The sequence below is a fragment of the Streptomyces sp. NPDC096079 genome (assembly GCF_040303145.1).
GTDB lineage: Bacteria > Actinomycetota > Actinomycetes > Streptomycetales > Streptomycetaceae > Streptomyces.
Genome location: NZ_JBEOST010000014.1, coordinates 152,468 through 168,215, shown reverse-complemented (window position 1 = coordinate 168,215; position 15,748 = coordinate 152,468). Strand labels below are relative to the sequence as shown.

The window sequence follows — 15,748 nt, the reverse complement described above, 5'->3', positions numbered from 1 at the left end:
GCGCGGCGGCACCGCCCGCCACGGCCCCCTCCCCCACCGAACGGGCCCCGTTCGGCCGAGTTTCCCCACCCCCCGCGCCACCGTTGCGCATGCGTACCCCCCGTACCCCCCAGGAGGCACCCCCGTGACCCCCCGACCCGCAGGCAAGACGGCCGGCAAGACGCCCCGAAAGGCGCCCCCGCTCGACCCCGGCGACCGGGCCCGGCTGCTGGCCGGGGAGCATCACGACCCGCACGGCGTGCTCGGCGCGCACCCGGTCAGGGGCGGGGTCGTCATCAGGGCGCTGCGCCCGTGGGCGCAGGAGGTCGCCGTCGTCGTCAAGGGCAGGCGCCTGGCGATGGACGACGACGGCGACGGCCTCTTCTCGGTGTTCGTCCCGCTCCTGCGGAAGGTCCCGGCGTACGAGCTGCGGGTGCGGTACGACGGCGACGAGACGCCCGTGCAGGACCCGTACCGCTTCCTGCCCTCGCTCGGCGACCTCGACCTGCATCTGATCGGCGAGGGCCGGCACGAGGAGCTGTGGACGGCGCTCGGCGCGCACCCGACGACCCACGGAGGCGTCGACGGGACCCGGTTCGCCGTGTGGGCGCCGAACGCGCGCGGCGTGCGGGTCACGGGTGACTTCACGCACTGGGACGGCACGGCGCTGCCGATGCGCTCGCTGGGCTCGGCGGGCGTGTGGGAGCTGTTCGTGCCGGGGATCGGCGAGGGCGCCGTCTACAAGTTCGACATCGCGCGGCCCGACGGCTCGCACACCGTCCGCGCGGACCCGATGGCCCGCCGTACGGAGTGCCCTCCGAACACCGCGTCGATCGTGACCGCCTCGCACCACGTGTGGGACGACGCGGAGTGGATGGAGCGGCGCGGGGCGCGTCCGCCGCACGAGGCGCCGATCTCCGTCTACGAGGTGCACCTGCCGTCCTGGCGGCCGGGGCTGACCTATCGGGAGCTCGCCGAGCAGCTGCCCGGGTACGTGCGTGATCTCGGTTTCACGCACGTGGAGTTCATGCCGGTCACCGAGCATCCCTTCGGGGGTTCCTGGGGCTATCAGGTCACGGGGTTCTACGCGCCGACGGCCCGCATGGGCACGCCGGACGACTTCCGGTTCCTCGTCGACGCGCTGCACCGGGCGGGGATCGGGGTGCTGATGGACTGGGTTCCGGCGCACTTCCCGAAGGACGACTGGGCGCTGGCGGAGTTCGACGGGCGTCCGCTGTACGAGCACGAGGACCCGCGCCGTTCGCACCATCCGGACTGGGGGACCCTGGAGTTCGACTACGGCCGCAAGGAGGTGCGGAACTTCCTCGTCGCCAACGCCGTGTACTGGTGCCAGGAGTTCCACGTGGACGGTCTCCGGGTGGACGCGGTGGCGTCGATGCTCTACCTCGACTACTCGCGGGAGCACGGCGAGTGGCTGCCGAACGAGTTCGGAGGCAGGGAGAACCTGGACGCGGTGCGCTTCCTCCAGGAGATGAACGCCACGGTCTACCGCCGCTGCCCCGGCGTCGTCACCTTCGCCGAGGAGTCGACGGCCTGGGACGGGGTGACGCGGGCGACGGACCAGGTGGGTCCGGGCGGCCACGGCGGTCTCGGCTTCGGCATGAAGTGGAACATGGGCTGGATGCACGACTCCCTGGAGTACGTGCAGAAGGAGCCGGTGCACCGCAAGTACCACCACCACGAGATGACGTTCTCGATGGTGTACGCGTACAGCGAGAACTACATCCTGCCGATCTCGCACGACGAGGTCGTGCACGGCAAGCGGTCGCTGGTCTCGAAGATGCCGGGCGACTGGTGGCAGCAGCGCGCCAACCACCGCGCGTATCTGGGCTTCATGTGGGCCCATCCCGGCAAGCAGCTGCTCTACATGGGGCAGGAGTTCGCGCAGGGCGCGGAGTGGTCGGCGGACCACGGCCCCGACTGGTGGCTGCTGGATCCGGCGTACGGGGCGGAGGCGGACCACCGGGGGGTCCGGGATCTGGTCCGCGACCTGAACACGGTGTACGCGGCGACGCCCTCGCTGTGGGAGAGGGACACCGCTCCCGAGGGGTTCCAGTGGGTGGTGGGGGACGCGGCCGACGACAACGTCTTCGCGTTCCTCCGGTACGACGCCTGCGGTTCGCCGCTGCTCGCGGTGTCCAACTTCTCCCCGGTGGTGCGGCACGACTACCGGCTGGGGGTCCCGGACACCTGCGCGGCCTGGGCGGAGGTCCTGAACACGGACGCGGCCGGGTACGGCGGCTCGGACGTCGTCGGCACCGACCCGGTGAAGACCGAGTCGGTGCCGTGGCACGGCCGTGAGACGAGCGTGCGGATGACGCTGCCCCCGCTGGCGACGGTGTGGCTCAGGCCCGCGTGACAGCCGGCCTGACGACGCCCATCCGCTGAGTGGCCCGGGTGAGCGCCACGTACAGGTCGTTGACCCCGTGCGGGGCGCTCTCCCTGATCCCGTCGGGGTCGACGACGAGGACGGTGTCGAATTCGAGGCCCTTGGCCTGCCGGGGGTCGAGGAGGACGACCGGGCGGGTGAGGTCGGGCTCCGGTCCGCGGGAGGCCTCCGGAAGGGCGGCGGCCAGGGCGGCGTGGAGACCGGCCGGGGCGATGACGGCGGTCCGGCCCTCCCCGCCGAGGTCGGCGGCGACCGCGTCGGCGACCTCCTTGACCGGGTCCTCGACGGTGCGGTCCCACGGCTCGACGCCGGTGGAGCGCACCGAGCGGGGCGGTTCGAAGCCCGGGTCGGCGGCCCGCCGGGCCTCGGCGGCGACGGCCATGATCTCGGCGGGCGTCCGGTAGTTGACGCCGAGGCGGACGTGGTCCCAGCGGTCCTCGACGTACGGGCCGAGGATCCGCTCCCAGGCGCCGACGCCGGCCGGGTCGCCGGTCTGGGCGGGGTCGCCGACCAGGGTCATGGAGCGGCTGGGGCTGCGCCGCATGAGGAGCCGCCAGGCCATGGCGGAGAGCTCCTGGGCCTCGTCGACGATGATGTGCCCGAAGGCCCAGGTGCGGTCGGCGGCGGCCCGCTCGGCGGCGGTGCGGTGGTCGGCCTCCTCGTGGCGCTCGGCGAAGCGTTCGGCGTCGATGATGTCGTGGGCGGAGAGGACCTCGGAGGCGTCCTTGTCGAGTTCCTCCTTGTCCTCGAACTCGTAGGTGCGGGAGGCGAAGGAGACGTCGAGGACGCCCTGGGCGTACTGGATCTGCTTCTGGCGTTCGGCCTCCTCGGCGGCGCGGAGCGCGGAGTCGTCCTCGCCGAGGAGTTCGGCGGCCTCGTCGAGCAGCGGTACGTCGGCGGGGGTCCAGGGTCCGCCGTCGCGGCGGATCGCGTCGGCGTCGTCCTCGGCGAGGTGGGTGGGGTCGGCGAGGTAGCCGGCGAGGAACTCCCGCGGGGTGAGCGCGGGCCAGAGGGTGTCGACGGCCGCGTGCACCTCGGAGTTGGCGGCGATGCCCTTGGCGAGCAGGGCGACGTCGTCGGGGCCGAGGAAGTTGGGGCCGCCGTAGGGGTCGGCGCCGATGCGGTCGGCGAGCTGTTCGGCGAGCGCGTCGAGGATCCGGAAGACGAAGTAGGGGCGGGCGAGGTTGTGCGGGAGCTGGGTCTCGCGGGCCTTGTGGCGTGCTTCGAGGGCCATGTCCCAGTCGATGACCAGGTCGCCGTCCTCGTGGGGGACGATCAGCGGTTCGCCGCGCTCGGGCACCCGCTGGTGGTCCCGTACGGCGGCGGCGAGGGCGTCGGCCATGGCGGCGGCGCCCTTCACGGCCGCGGCGCGGGGGGTGTCGGTGCCGGTGGCGCGGACGCCGGGGAAGAGCTCGGCGGGGGTCGCGAGGAGGACGCCGGTCTCGCCGAGGGAGGGCAGGACGTTGCCGATGTAGCCGAGGAAGGCGGGGTTGGGGCCGACGATGAGGACGGCCCGCTTGGCGAGCTGCTCGCGGTGCGCGTAGAGCAGGTACGCGGCGCGGTGCAGGGCGACGGCGGTCTTGCCGGTGCCGGGGCCGCCCTCGACGACGAGGACGCCGCGGTGCGGGGACCGGATGATGGCGTCCTGCTCGGCCTGGATGGTCTGCACGATGTCGTGCATGCGGCCGGTGCGGGCGGCGTCGAGCGCGGCGAGGAGCACCTCGTCGGCGTCGCGGCTCTCGTGGCCGGTGCGGGTGGCGTCGGCGAGGTCGAGGACCTCGTCGTGGAGGGAGACGACCTCGCGGCCCTGGGTGGTGAGGTGGCGGCGGCGGGTGAGGCCCATCGGCTCGTACCCGGTGGCGAGGTAGAAGGGTCGGGCGATCTCGGCGCGCCAGTCGACGACGAGCGGGGTGCGGTTCGGGTCGTCCTCGCGGATGCCGAGCCGGCCGATGTGGTGGTCGCGGCCGTCCTTGAAGACGAGCCGGCCGAAGCAGAGCCCGCTCTCCCCCGCGTTGAGCGCGGAGAGCAGCCCGGACTGCTCGGCGACCATCACGTCCCGTTCGAGGCGCCCCTGGCTGCTGCCGACCCCGGGGGTGCGCAGCGCCTGCTCGACGGCCGCCTCGGCCTGGTCCCTGAGGTCGTCGAGTCGTGCGTAGAGATCGGTGATGAATTGCTGCTCATTCCGAAATTCCTCGGTTGACAATTCGACTCCCGGCGCGATACAGTGCGTTTATTGAACTTCTCCGTGTTCGTGGTGTGTCCGGACACGGAATCCTCAAATATACGCGAGACAAAGCCCCGACTGTCAATTCTAGTCGGGGCTTTTCCTTATGCCCTGCGGAGCCTTCGGCGTCAGTGCGGTGCGGCGGGCGGCAGCAGGGGTTTGCGGACCACCGGGGAGGACAGCACGATCGAGGTCGTGGTCCGGCCCAGGGCGGAGGTCTGCTCCAGGATCTCCTCCAGGTGGATCGTGTCGGTGACGGCGACCTTGAGGATCCAGCAGTCCTCGCCGACCACGTGGTGCGCCTCCAGGACCTCGGGGCGCGCGGTCAGCTCCAGGGTGCGGGGGTGCTTGAGGGTGTAGCCGCCGTGCGGGTTCACCCGGATGAACGCCTGGATGCCGTAGCCGAGCAGGGCCGGCGAGACGTGCGCGCCGTAGCCGGTGACCGCGCCGCTCGCCTCCAGACGGCGGACGCGTTCGGTGACGGCCGCGGGGCTGAGCCGGACGCGGCGGCCGAGCTCGCTGAGCTTGATGCGGCCGTCGGTCTGCAGGAGGTCCAGGATCTGCCGGTCGATGGGGTCGAAGAGGGCCGCCGAGGTTTCGTCGGCCGCGGCGCGCGAATACCGTGGTTCCTTCGGCGGGACGGCCTGCACTCCCATGTTTCCCCCTTCGATCGGCGAGCGCACAAGGTAACACTTGTCCTCGAAAGCAAGGGAGTTGGGGGAGATGGGATCCATGGACGTTCTGGTCATCGGCGGGAACCGCTATTTCGGGAAGCGGCTCATCGCGCTGCTCCGGGAATCCGGGCACCGGATCACGGTGCTCAACCGGGGCTCCTCCGCCGCGCCGGAGGGAATCGAGCGGCTGGTCGCCGACCGTGACGACGAGGAGGCGCTCGCGGCCGTCCTCGCGGGCCGCTCCTTCGACGTCGTCGTGGACCAGGTCTGCTACACCCCGCGCCAGGCGGAGATCGCCCGGCGGGTGTTCGCGACGCGGACCCGGCGCTATCTGATGACCTCGACCGTGGAGGTGTACGGGTACGAGGACTCGGCCGTGCCCGTCGCCGAATCCGCCCTCGACCTGGCCTCGGTGACCGTCGACACCGGACTGCCGTGGGAGGACCCGGAGTTCCTCGACGCCCACTACGGGGAGGGGAAGCGGCAGGCCGAGGCGGTCTTCGCGGCGGGCACGCCGTTCGCCTGGGCCTCGGTGCGCGTGGCCCACGTCCTCGGCGGCGCGGACGACTTCACCGGACGGATCGACCACTACGCGCGGCGGATCCGGGCGGGCGAGCCGATCTCCGTTCCGGTGGTCAACCACCCGGCGACGTACGTGTACGTGGAGGAGATCGCCGCGTTCCTCGCCTGGGCGGCCGGGGCGGACTTCACCGGGCCGGTGAACGCGCACGCGCACGGACCGCTCACCACGGCCGACATCTGCGCCGAGATCGAGCGACTGGTGGGCGGCCGCGCCGTGTTCCGGGAGGTGGAGGTCGGCGAGGTCTCGCCGTTCTCCTTCGCCCGCTCGTACGCCATGGACAACTCCCGCGCGACCGGACTCGGTTACTCCTTCAGCCACTCCCGCGAGTGGCTCGCCCGGGCCGTCGCGGAGACGGTGGGGGTGCCGCGATGACGAGCCACCGGATGCTGGGGGACGTACGGGTCGGGGCGATCGGCTTCGGCACGATGCCGCTGTCCATCGAGGGGCGGCCGGACGAGGCCCGGGCCGTCGCCACCGTGCACGCGGCCCTCGACGCGGGGGTGACCCTTCTCGACACCGCCGACTCCTACCACCCGCCCGGCGGCACACCGGGCGAGGGCGAACTCCTCGTGGCACGGGCCCTCGCCTCGTACGGCGGCCGCACGGACGACGTGCTCGTGGCGACCAAGGGCGGCCGGGGGCGCACGCCCGACGGCGGCTGGACCGTGGACGGCCGGCCCGAGCACCTGCGGCGGGCGGCGGAGGGCTCGGCGCGGCGGCTCGGCGGCGACGCGATCGGCCTGTACCAGCTGCACAAGCCGGACCCGGCCGTCCCGTACGCCGAATCCCTCGGCGCGGTACGGGAGTTGCTGGACGCGGGCACGGTACGGCTGGCGGGGATCTCGAACGTCGACGCCGCGCAGATCCGGCTGGCCCGAGAGGCGCTCGGCGACCGGCTGGTCTCCGTGCAGAACCGCTACTCCCCCGCCGTACGGGACGGCGAGGCGGAGCTGCGGCTCTGCGCCGAACTCGGCCTCGCCTTCCTGCCGTGGAGCCCACTGGGCGGGATCTCGCGCAGCTCCCTGGACGGGACGTCCGCGCAGGAGGAGGACCCGCAGTTCGGCGCGTTCCACCGGGTGGCACGGGCGCGGGGCGTCAGCCCGCAGCGGGTCGCGCTCGCCTGGCTGCTGTCCCGCTCGGACACGGTCCTCCCGATCCCGGGCGCGAGCCGCCCCGAGACGGTCCGGGACTCGGCGGGGGCGGCGTCGCTGACGCTCACGGAGGCGGAGCGTTCGTCGCTGGACGGCGACCGCTGAGTACGGGAGGGCGGCACCGGCCGCCGCCGGTGCCGCCCTCCCCCCGACCCCCGGATCCGGCTCAAGACCCGGGACCCGGAACTTAATGGCCCCGTCACGGGCAGGCGCTCCGCCCGCTCCCGGGGCGGCTCTTCGCCCTCCCGGGGCGGCTCTTCGCCCTCCCGGGGCGGCTCTTCGCCCTCCCGGGGCGCCGGGCCCGGTCAGACGCCCGCGCGGGCGCGCTCCTCGCCCTCGTCCGCGCGCTGGTCCGGAACCCCCGCCGCGCCGTGGTCGTCGACCAGGGTCTGCTCGTCGAAGGGGATCCGCCCCGCCAGCACCTCGGTGACACGGGCCCGGTCGATCTCCTTGGTCCACGTGCCGACGAGCACCGTCGCGACGGCGTTGCCCGCGAAGTTGGTGAGGGCGCGCGCCTCGCTCATGAAGCGGTCGATGCCGACGATCAGGCCCACCCCGTCGACCAGTTCGGGCCGGTGCGACTGGAGGCCGCCCGCGAGGGTGGCGAGCCCCGCGCCGGTGACGCCCGCCGCGCCCTTCGAGGCGATGATCATGAAGACGAGGAGCGAGATCTGCTCGCCGATCGACAGCGGGTCGCCCATCGCCTCGGCGGTGAAGAGCGAGGCCATCGTCAGGTAGATCGCGGTGCCGTCGAGGTTGAAGGAGTAGCCGGTCGGGACGGTGATGCCGACGACGGGCTTGCTGACGCCGAGGTGCTCCATCTTCGCGATGAGCCGGGGCAGCGCGGACTCCGAGGAGGAGGTGGAGAGGATCAGGAGGAACTCGCGGCCCAGGTACTTCAGGAGCGACCAGATGTTGATGCCGGCGATCAGGCGGAGCAGCGCGCCGAGGACGACGAAGACGAAGAGCCCGCAGGTCACGTAGAAGCCGATCATGATGACGGCCAGCGACTTCAGCGCCGCGGCGCCCGTCGCGCCGACGACGGCCGCGATCGCGCCGAAGGCGCCGACCGGAGCGGCCCACATGATCATGCCGAGGATGCGGAAGACGAGCCGCTGGATGTGTCCGATGCCGCGCAGGACGGGCTCCCCCGCGGTGCCCATCGCCTGGAGGGCGAAGCCCGCGAGGAGGGCGACGAGGAGGGTCTGGAGGACCTCTCCGCCGGTGAAGGCCGAGACGAGGGTGGTCGGGATGATCCCGAGCAGGAAGTCGGAGGTCGACTCGCTCGCGCCCTCGGCCTGCTTGGCACCGGCCTCGGCGATCTCCTTGGTGAGGTGGAGTCCGGAGCCGGGCTCCAGGAGGTTGCCGACGAGCAGACCGATCGCGAGCGCGACGGTCGACATCACGAGGAAGTAGCCGAGGGCGAGGCCGCCGACGGCGCCGACCTTCGCGGCCTTCCGGACCGAGCCGACGCCGAGCACGATCGTGCAGAAGATGATCGGCGAGATCATCATCTTGATCAGGTTGACGAAGCCGGTACCCAGCGGCTTGAGCTCGACGGCGACGCCCGGCGCCAGGAACCCGACCGCGATGCCGAGCAGGACGGCGCCGATGACGGCCAGATACAGATAGTGGGTACGGTCCCGGCGTGCGGCCACGGGGTCCTCCTCGTGCTGATGGGTGTCCACGTCCCGGTGGACCTCCGCGACTATCCATCAGCCTGTGACCCGGGTCACGGTTGCGTGCGTTTCGTTCACGGCCGAGGCGCCGGGGCCCCGGTGCGGAACAGCACGATTCGGGAACGGGGTGCCGCCCGCGCACGTTCCCACGTGCACACTTACCCGCATGCGCCTCCCCCTCCCCCGCCCCCGCAGCCTGGCAGGCCAGCTCTTCGCGATGCAGGTCGTGCTCGTGGCCGTCGTCGTGGCGGGGTGCGCGGCCTTCGCCTACGTGACGGACCGGGCGCAGGCCGAGGAGACCGCCCGCCGCCAGGCCACGGCGACCGCCGCCGCCGTGGCCGACTCGCCGTCCGTGGTCGCCGCCGCGCGGAGCGCCGATCCGACGGCCGCCCTCCAGCCGTACGCGGAGTCGCTGCGGCGGCACGCGGGCGTCGCCTTCGTCGTGATCATGGCCCCGGACGGCACCCGCTGGACGCATCCCGAGCCGGCGCAGATCGGCCGCACGTACCTCGGGCACATCGAGGAGGCCCGGCGGGGCCGGCTCTACTCGGAGACCCACCTCGGCGTCCTCGGTCCCTCCGTCCGCACGGTCGCGCCCGTCTTCGACGGCGGCCGGGTCGTCGCGCTGGTCAGCGCGGGCATCACGATCGACAAGATCAGCGAGCAGGTACGGGAGCAGGTGGCCGCCCTGCTCGTCATGGCGGGCGCGGCGCTCGCGCTCGGCGGAGCGGGGACGTACGTCGTGAACGCGCGCCTGCGCCGCCACACGCACGGCATGAACGCGACCGAGCTGAGCCGCATGCACGACTACCACGAGGCCGCGCTGCACGCGGTGCGGGAGGGGCTCGTGATGCTCGACGGACGGCGGCGGATCGCCCTCATCAACGACGGCGCCCGGGAGCTCCTCGGCCTGGACGACGGGGTCGTCGGCCGGCCGGCCGCGGAACTCGGCCTGCCCGCCGCGCTGACCGGCGCGCTGCTCTCCTCGGAGCCGCGGGTCGACGAGACGCACCTGACGGCCGAGCGGGTCCTCGTGGTCAACACCCGCCCGGTGGTGGGCGGAGAGCGGCGCGGCACCGTCGTCACGCTCCGGGACCGCACCGAACTCCAGGCGCTCTCCGGCGAGCTGGACTCCGAGCGCGGCTTCACGCAGGCGCTCCGCTCCCAGGCCCACGAGGCGGCGAACCGGCTGCACACGGTCGTGTCGCTGATCGAACTGGGCCGGGTGGCCGAGGCCGTGGAGTTCGCCACTGCGGAACTGGAGCTGGCGCAGGCGCTGACCGACCGGGTCGTCGACGCCGTCGGCGAACCGGTCCTCGCGGCGCTGCTGCTCGGCAAGGCGGCCCAGGCCAACGAGCGGGGCGTGGAGCTGGTCCTCACCGAGGACAGCCGCATCGACGACGGCCGGATGCCGGCGGCCCTGCCCTCCCGGGACCTGGTGACGATCCTGGGCAACCTCATCGACAACGCGGTGGAAGCGGTCGGCGGGACGCCGCACGCCCGCGTGACGGTCACGGTCGCCGCGCCCGCGGGCGGCGCCGAGCTGCTGCTCCGGGTCGGCGACAGCGGCCCGGGCGTCCGCGCCGCCGACCGGGAGGCCGTCCTCGGGCGGGGCTGGTCCACCCGGGGTCCCGGCCGGGGCCTCGGCCTCGCCCTGGTGGGCCAGGCGGTCACCCGTGCCTCGGGCACGCTGACCCTGACGGACGCGGAGGAGGGCGGCGCGGAGTTCACCGTACGACTGCCCCTGCCGGAGGCGGTACCGGGACCGCGGCCGGAGCCGACGGCTCCGGCTGCGGCTCCGGCTTCGGCTCCGGCTCCGGCTCCGGCTGCGGGCGCGGAGCCGGCGGCTGCGGCTGCGGCTGCGGCTGCGGCTGCGGCTGCGGCGGCGGCGGCGGCTTCTGTGGACGAGGAGGTGACCGGGTGAGTACGAGCCCCCTGCGGGTCCTCGTCGTCGAGGACGATCCCGTCGCGGCCGACGCCCACGCGCTCTACGCGGGGCGCGTCGAGGGCTTCCGGGTCGTCGGGGTCGCGCACTCGCGCGCCGAGGCCGTACGGATCCTCGACCGGACGCCGGTCGACCTGATCCTGCTCGACCTCTACCTGCCCGACGGTCACGGCCTCCAGCTGCTGCGCGCCCTGCGGGCCGCCGGGCACGCCGCCGACGTCATCGCCGTGACCTCCGCCCGTGACCTCGCGGTGGTCCGCGAGGGCGTGTCCCTCGGCGTCGTCCAGTACGTCCTGAAGCCGTTCGCCTTCGCCACGCTCCGGGACCGGCTCGTCCGCTACGCCGAGTTCCGGGCGACCGCCGGCGAGGCCTCGGGGCAGGACGAGGTCGACCGGGCCCTCGCCACGCTCCGCGCCCCGCACCCCGCCACCCTCCCCAAGGGGCTGAGCGGCCCGACGCTGGAAGCCGTCACCCGCAGCCTCCGCGCCACCCCGGCGGGGCTCACCGCGGCCGAGGCGGGCGCTGCCGTCGGGATCTCCCGGATCACCGCGCGCCGCTACCTGGAGCACCTGGTCACGGAAGGGCGGGCCGTGCGCGCCCCGCAGTACGGGCAGGTCGGACGGCCCGAGCTCCAGTACCGCTGGCTCGACGGCGCCGCGCGCGGACACTGAGCACCCGCCCCGGTTACTGATCAGTTCCCCTGTTCCTACGACGCCGCACGTTGGGCGAACGCACCGTAGCCAGCCGTCACCCTCCGCACCTACGTTGGCCGGGTGCACCAACCCTCCCCACCCTTCGACGCCCAGGCCGCACGCCGGCTCCGCGAGGGCCTCGGTATGGCCCCGGGCCACGTCGCCTACGGACTGCGGGCGCAGTACGGCATCCTCGTCGACCCCGACCACGTGGTCGCCTGGGAACGCGGCCTGACGGTCCCGAGCGAGCAGGAGCTCACCGCGCTCGCGGGCGTCCTGTGGTGCGCCCCCGCGGACCTGATCGCCGCCGCGTCCACCCTGCGGGAGCACCGGGTGGCGCGCGGGCTCTCCGCCGAGGAGCTCTCCCGGCGGGTGGGCGTGTCGCCCTCCGCGTACCAGCGGATGGAGGACGAGGGCCGCTGGCGCGGCACCGAACGCCAGACCGCCGCCCTCGCCGAGGTGCTCGGCCTCGGGCCGCGCGAGCTGATCACCGCGACGGGCGGCGACGAGGCCCTGGCCGAGCTGCTGCGCGACGCGGCGACCACGCGCTGGCAGGCGTACGTGAAACCGACGGTGAAGATGGTGCCGCTGCCCAAGCGGATCGTGGAGTCCGCGCTCCAGCGGCTGCACACGGAGTACCACGCGCGGATGGTGGCGACCAGCAGCTGGGGCGCCTCCGGAGCGACCGGCGACGAGGGACGCGCCTACCTGGAGGAGGTCACCGCGCGCTTCTGGGCGGCGGTCGGCCCATGACGACCGTGGCGCCGTGGCGCCGTGGCGCCGTGACGGCCGCGCGTACATTGGCGGCGTGAGACGACACATACCCTTCGACCGACTCCACAACTTCCGTGACCTGGGCGGCTATCGGACCGCGGACGGCGGCACCGTGCGGTGGGAGACCCTCTACCGCTCCGACTCCCTCGGCAAGCTCGCGGACGCCGGCCCGGCCGACCTGGAGCGCTTCCGGGCGCTGGGCGTGGCCACCGTGATCGACCTGCGCTACCCGTGGGAGATCGCCGGCAAGGGCCGCCTGCCGGAGACCGGGGACATCGCCTGGCACAACCTCTCCGTCGAGCACCGCCCCTACGACCAGGAGGCGATCGACCCCGCCCTCGACCCCTGGCGCTACCTCGCCGACCGCTTCGCCGAGGTCGCCGAGGACGGCGCGGAGGAGCTGCGGGCGGCCCTGGAGCTGATCGCCGCCGCCGAGGGACCACTCGTCTTCCACTGCGCCTCGGGGAAGGACCGTACGGGCCTCCTCGCGGCCGTCGTCCTCGCCCTCCTGGAGGTTCCGGACGAGGAGATCCACGCGGACTTCGCGCTCACCGAACTGGCCACGGAGCGGCTGATCGGCGACTGGCGGGCCGCGCACCCCGGCCGGGAGCCGCGCTGGCCGGGCTACGGCCGGGCGCCCGCCGACGTCATCCGGCTGTTCCTGACGGACCTGCGCGCGCGGTACGGCTCGGTGTACGGGTACGTCACCGGCCACGTCGGGCTCGACCCGGCGGTGGTGACGGCGCTCAGGGCGCGCCTGGTAGAAGCTCCTTAGCCGCTCCCACCGGGCCGCGTCCCCCGGGCCGCCGGGGTCAGTAGGATCTCGGCGGACGGAGGGCGCGCGGGCGCCCGTGGGGGGCTGTGATGGAACCGCTCGACGACTCCGAACCGACCTCGGTCGGTCCCTACCGGCTCCTCGCCGTGCTCGGCAGCGGCGGCATGGGCCGTGTGCTCCTGGGCGCGGCCCACGACGGCAGGCTCGCCGCCGTCAAGCAGGTGCACGGCCGGTTCGCCGCGGACGCCGACTTCCGGGCGCGGTTCCGGCGCGAGGTCGCCGCCTCCCGCCGGGTGTCCGGTGCGTACACGGCGGCCGTGATGGACGCCGACGCGGGCGCGGAACTTCCCTGGCTCGCCTCGGTGTTCGTCACCGGGCCCTCGCTGGGAGCCGCGGTGCGGGAGGCGGGGCCGCTGCCCGAGGCGGCCGCGCGGCGGCTCGCGCTCGGCCTGGCGACGGCGCTGGTCGAGATCCACCGGGTGGGGCTGATCCACCGCGACCTGAAGCCGGAGAACGTCCTGCTCGCGGAGGACGGAGTCCGCGTCATCGACTTCGGCATCGCACGGGCGGCACAGGCCACCGGGGCGGCCGAGCCGACGCGGCTCACGCAGACGGGCTGGGTCATCGGCTCGCCTCCCTTCATGTCACCGGAGCAGGCGGAGAGCCGGGAACTCACGCCGGCGAGCGACGTGTTCTCGCTCGGGGCGATCCTGGTGCTCGCGCTGACGGGCGAGTCCCCGTTCGCCGGGACGTCGACCTTCCAGACCCTCTACAACGTCGTGCACGGGGTGCCCGACGTGAGCGGCGTGCCGGTCGGGCTCCGCGGGATCGTCGAGGAGTGCCTCGCCAAGGACCCGGCCGCCCGGCCCACCCCGGCCCGGCTGATCGAGCTCCTCGGCCCGGTCGCCCCGGCGGCCCGCGTCTGGCCCCCGGCCGTGCACGCGATGGTCGCCGAACAGCGCTCCCGCATCGGGACGTTGCTGGGCGAGGCCCCGGAGCCCGCGACGGCCGCGGCACCGGGCGACACGGTGCCGGTGACGGCCCGGGGGCCCGCGCTCCCGCCGGCGCCCGCGACGGCCAGGGCGACGGAGCCCGCGCTCACGGCCGCCACTCCGCCCGCTCCGGAGGAGCCCGCCCTCACGGCCGCCACTCCGCCCGCTCCCGAGGAGCCCGCGCGGCGCCGGGGGCGCGGGCGGACCGTCGCCCTCGTCGCGGCGGGGCTGCTCGTGGTCGCGGGGACGGGCGTCGGCGGGTACTACCTGCTGCAGGAGTGGCGGAACCCCTCCGACGCGTACCGGACGTTGCCGACGTGCGCGCAGGCCGCCGTCCGCGTGCCCTCGTACGAGCGGGAGACGAAGCAGGACTTCTCCCTCGTCCGCGCCGACGGCCCGGAGACCCGCTGCTACTGGACCGGGGAGTCGGGCGGGACTGCCGACGTCTGGTGGAACCTCAAGCTCACCAGCGGCACGCACGGCAACGCGACGAACCGCCAACGTGCCGAGCTCGCCGAGCAGTCGAAGGGCGGCCGCCCGGCCGGCGGGGGCCTCGGCGACGAGGCGTACTGGGCGGCGACCACCGCCTACGAGGACTGTCTGCTGCGCGTGCGCGACGGGAACCTCGTGATCCGCGTCTCCGTCGGCGGCGGGAAGAAGACCGGCTCCGCCTGCGAGTCGGAGGCCGCGGGCATCGCCCGGACCGCGCTCGCCGCCGTGCGCTAGGGCCCGTCAGTCGCGCCGGTCGAAGTCGAAGAGCTGGCCGGCCGCGTCCGGTGCGCAGGGCGCCTGGGCGAGCCGCGCCCAGGCGGCCGAGCGGTCACCGACGACGGTGACGCAGCTGCCGGGGGTGGCGGAGCCGACGGGGACGATCCGGTACCCCTCGACCGGGGTGCCGAACGCCTCCAGGGTGAAGGACTCGACCCGGGTCGGGTCGCCGCACTCGGAGTCCTCGTAGGCGGCGTCGGGTATCCGGCCGCCGGAGGGTATGCCGGAGCAGCCGGGGCCGAAGTCGGGATGGTCGGAAACGATCCTCCACCGGCCGCCGCCCAGCTCCGCCAGGGAGTAGTGCGGGACGCCCGCGGCGGCGCACGGCAGCTGGTGGACCTGGCCGCTGCGGGTGCCGCGCCGCTCCCCGAGGCAGAACTCGGTACCGGCCACCCGGACGCGGACGTCCCCGGCGGCGGGTGCGGTGGGGGTACGGGGCGGATGCCCGGCGTGGCCGTCCCTCAGGAAGGCGACGACGCTGACACCGGCGAGCACGAGCCCGGCGAGCGCGACCGCCGCGACGAGGCCGCGCCGTATCCGGGACGGGGTCCCGGCGCGCTCCCCGTCCCCGTGGACACCCCCGGGCCAGACGGGCACGCCTCCGCTGCCGCCGCCCGCACCCCGCGAATCCTCGGCCTCGCCGGCCGGCCCTTCGCCCGCGCCGGCCGAGTCCTCGTCCGGGTCGCCGCCGGGGACCGGCTCGACGCGACCGTCCGTGGCCCCCTCGGCGCGGTCCCGCTCCCGGTCCCCCGTGGTCGCGGGGCCCGGCTCGGCCCCCTCGGGCTCGTACACCCCCCGGAGCGCGAGTTCCCCCCGTACCGTCCGCCAGGCCTCCGCCTCGTCCGGTGCGACCCCGCACGCGCGGAGGAAGACCGTGAGGAGTTCCTCGCGGGGCAGGGTCGGACGGGACAGCATGTTCGCCACCGTCGACCGGGGCAGGACGTCGCCGTGCGACGCCGCCCGCGCCGACAGCTCGCGGTAGGTGAGGCCCGAGCGCTCCTTGACCGCCTGGAGGCACACCAGGAACTCGGCGGGGGTCCGTGCCTCCCGTGGATCGGGAGCCTGCTTCCCCGGCGTCATCCGCGCCTCCCCCTTCCGCCGG

General features: G+C 74.1%; 12 protein-coding genes. 8 read left to right on the top strand and 4 right to left on the bottom strand.

Translation table 11 applies throughout. The annotated features are described in order from the left end of the window. The first annotated feature begins 124 nt into the window (after window positions 1–124). Window positions 125–2,359: a 1,4-alpha-glucan branching enzyme gene (glgB, locus tag ABTY59_RS26165; protein WP_352021479.1), complete on the top strand. Its 2,235-nt coding sequence runs from the start codon at window positions 125–127 to the stop codon at window positions 2,357–2,359. Here glgB and ABTY59_RS26160 read toward each other — a convergent pair. Together ABTY59_RS26160 and ABTY59_RS26155 are read right to left on the bottom strand one after the other, a co-directional pair. Next, window positions 2,346–4,592 carry a HelD family protein gene (locus ABTY59_RS26160; protein WP_352021478.1) on the bottom strand — a complete coding sequence of 749 codons (2,247 nt, stop codon included), beginning with the start codon at window positions 4,590–4,592 and terminating at the stop codon, window positions 2,346–2,348. The two genes, glgB and ABTY59_RS26160, sit on opposite strands and share 14 nt — an antisense overlap. 149 nt (window positions 4,593–4,741) lie before the next feature. Continuing rightward, window positions 4,742–5,269: an Lrp/AsnC family transcriptional regulator gene (locus ABTY59_RS26155; protein WP_352021477.1), complete on the bottom strand. Its 528-nt coding sequence runs from the start codon at window positions 5,267–5,269 to the stop codon at window positions 4,742–4,744. 76 nt (window positions 5,270–5,345) lie between these two features. On the opposite strand from ABTY59_RS26155, the gene ABTY59_RS26150 reads away from it, so the two are divergent. Continuing rightward, entirely contained in the window at window positions 5,346–6,242 is an 897-nt protein-coding gene (locus tag ABTY59_RS26150) for an NAD-dependent epimerase/dehydratase family protein (protein WP_352021476.1), read from the top strand. Continuing rightward, window positions 6,239–7,126: an aldo/keto reductase gene (locus ABTY59_RS26145; RefSeq protein WP_352021475.1), complete on the top strand. Its 888-nt coding sequence runs from the start codon at window positions 6,239–6,241 to the stop codon at window positions 7,124–7,126. The genes ABTY59_RS26150 and ABTY59_RS26145 overlap by 4 nt, the downstream gene beginning before the upstream one ends. Window positions 7,127–7,326: 200 nt before the next feature. On the opposite strand, the gene ABTY59_RS26140 is transcribed toward ABTY59_RS26145, so the two are convergent. Beyond that, window positions 7,327–8,679, bottom strand: coding sequence for a cation:dicarboxylate symporter family transporter (locus ABTY59_RS26140; RefSeq protein WP_352021474.1), 1,353 nt, complete (start codon window positions 8,677–8,679; stop codon window positions 7,327–7,329). 187 nt (window positions 8,680–8,866) lie between these two features. On the opposite strand from ABTY59_RS26140, the gene ABTY59_RS26135 reads away from it, so the two are divergent. The 5 genes from ABTY59_RS26135 (at window position 8,867) to ABTY59_RS26115 (ending at window position 14,604) form a co-directional block, all read left to right on the top strand. Then, a complete protein-coding gene (locus ABTY59_RS26135; RefSeq protein WP_352021473.1) occupies window positions 8,867–10,624 on the top strand; it encodes a sensor histidine kinase in 1,758 nt (585 codons plus the stop codon). After that, complete coding sequence (locus tag ABTY59_RS26130) at window positions 10,621–11,316, top strand: response regulator (protein WP_352021472.1); 696 nt, start codon at window positions 10,621–10,623, stop codon at window positions 11,314–11,316. Before ABTY59_RS26135 ends, ABTY59_RS26130 begins: the two co-directional genes overlap by 4 nt. A 102-nt stretch (window positions 11,317–11,418) precedes the next feature. After that, window positions 11,419–12,090 carry a helix-turn-helix domain-containing protein gene (locus ABTY59_RS26125; RefSeq protein WP_352021471.1) on the top strand — a complete coding sequence of 224 codons (672 nt, stop codon included), beginning with the start codon at window positions 11,419–11,421 and terminating at the stop codon, window positions 12,088–12,090. A 55-nt stretch (window positions 12,091–12,145) separates the two neighbouring features. Further along, on the top strand, window positions 12,146–12,886 hold the full coding sequence (locus ABTY59_RS26120; protein WP_352021470.1) for a tyrosine-protein phosphatase: 741 nt from the start codon (window positions 12,146–12,148) through the stop codon (window positions 12,884–12,886). A gap of 89 nt (window positions 12,887–12,975) precedes the next feature. Next, window positions 12,976–14,604 (top strand): serine/threonine-protein kinase, encoded by a 1,629-nt coding sequence (locus ABTY59_RS26115; protein ID WP_352021469.1) that lies wholly within the window; start codon window positions 12,976–12,978, stop codon window positions 14,602–14,604. Between the two features lie 6 nt (window positions 14,605–14,610). Here the strand turns inward: ABTY59_RS26115 and ABTY59_RS26110 are convergent, their stop codons facing one another. Then, on the bottom strand, window positions 14,611–15,726 hold the full coding sequence (locus tag ABTY59_RS26110; RefSeq protein ID WP_352021468.1) for a hypothetical protein: 1,116 nt from the start codon (window positions 15,724–15,726) through the stop codon (window positions 14,611–14,613). Window positions 15,727–15,748 lie beyond the last annotated feature (22 nt).

Bases quoted from the DNA above. Each gene is read 5' to 3' on its own strand.
- ABTY59_RS26155 (WP_352021477.1), bottom strand. From the start codon at position 5,269: ATGGGAGTGCAGGCCGTCCCGCCGAAGGAACCACGGTATTCGCGCGCC.
- ABTY59_RS26150 (WP_352021476.1), top strand. From the start codon at position 5,346: ATGGACGTTCTGGTCATCGGCGGGAACCGCTATTTCGGGAAGCGGCTC.
- ABTY59_RS26145 (WP_352021475.1), top strand. From the start codon at position 6,239: ATGACGAGCCACCGGATGCTGGGGGACGTACGGGTCGGGGCGATCGGC.
- ABTY59_RS26135 (WP_352021473.1), top strand. From the start codon at position 8,867: ATGCGCCTCCCCCTCCCCCGCCCCCGCAGCCTGGCAGGCCAGCTCTTC.
- ABTY59_RS26115 (WP_352021469.1), top strand. From the start codon at position 12,976: ATGGAACCGCTCGACGACTCCGAACCGACCTCGGTCGGTCCCTACCGG.
- ABTY59_RS26110 (WP_352021468.1), bottom strand. From the start codon at position 15,726: ATGACGCCGGGGAAGCAGGCTCCCGATCCACGGGAGGCACGGACCCCC.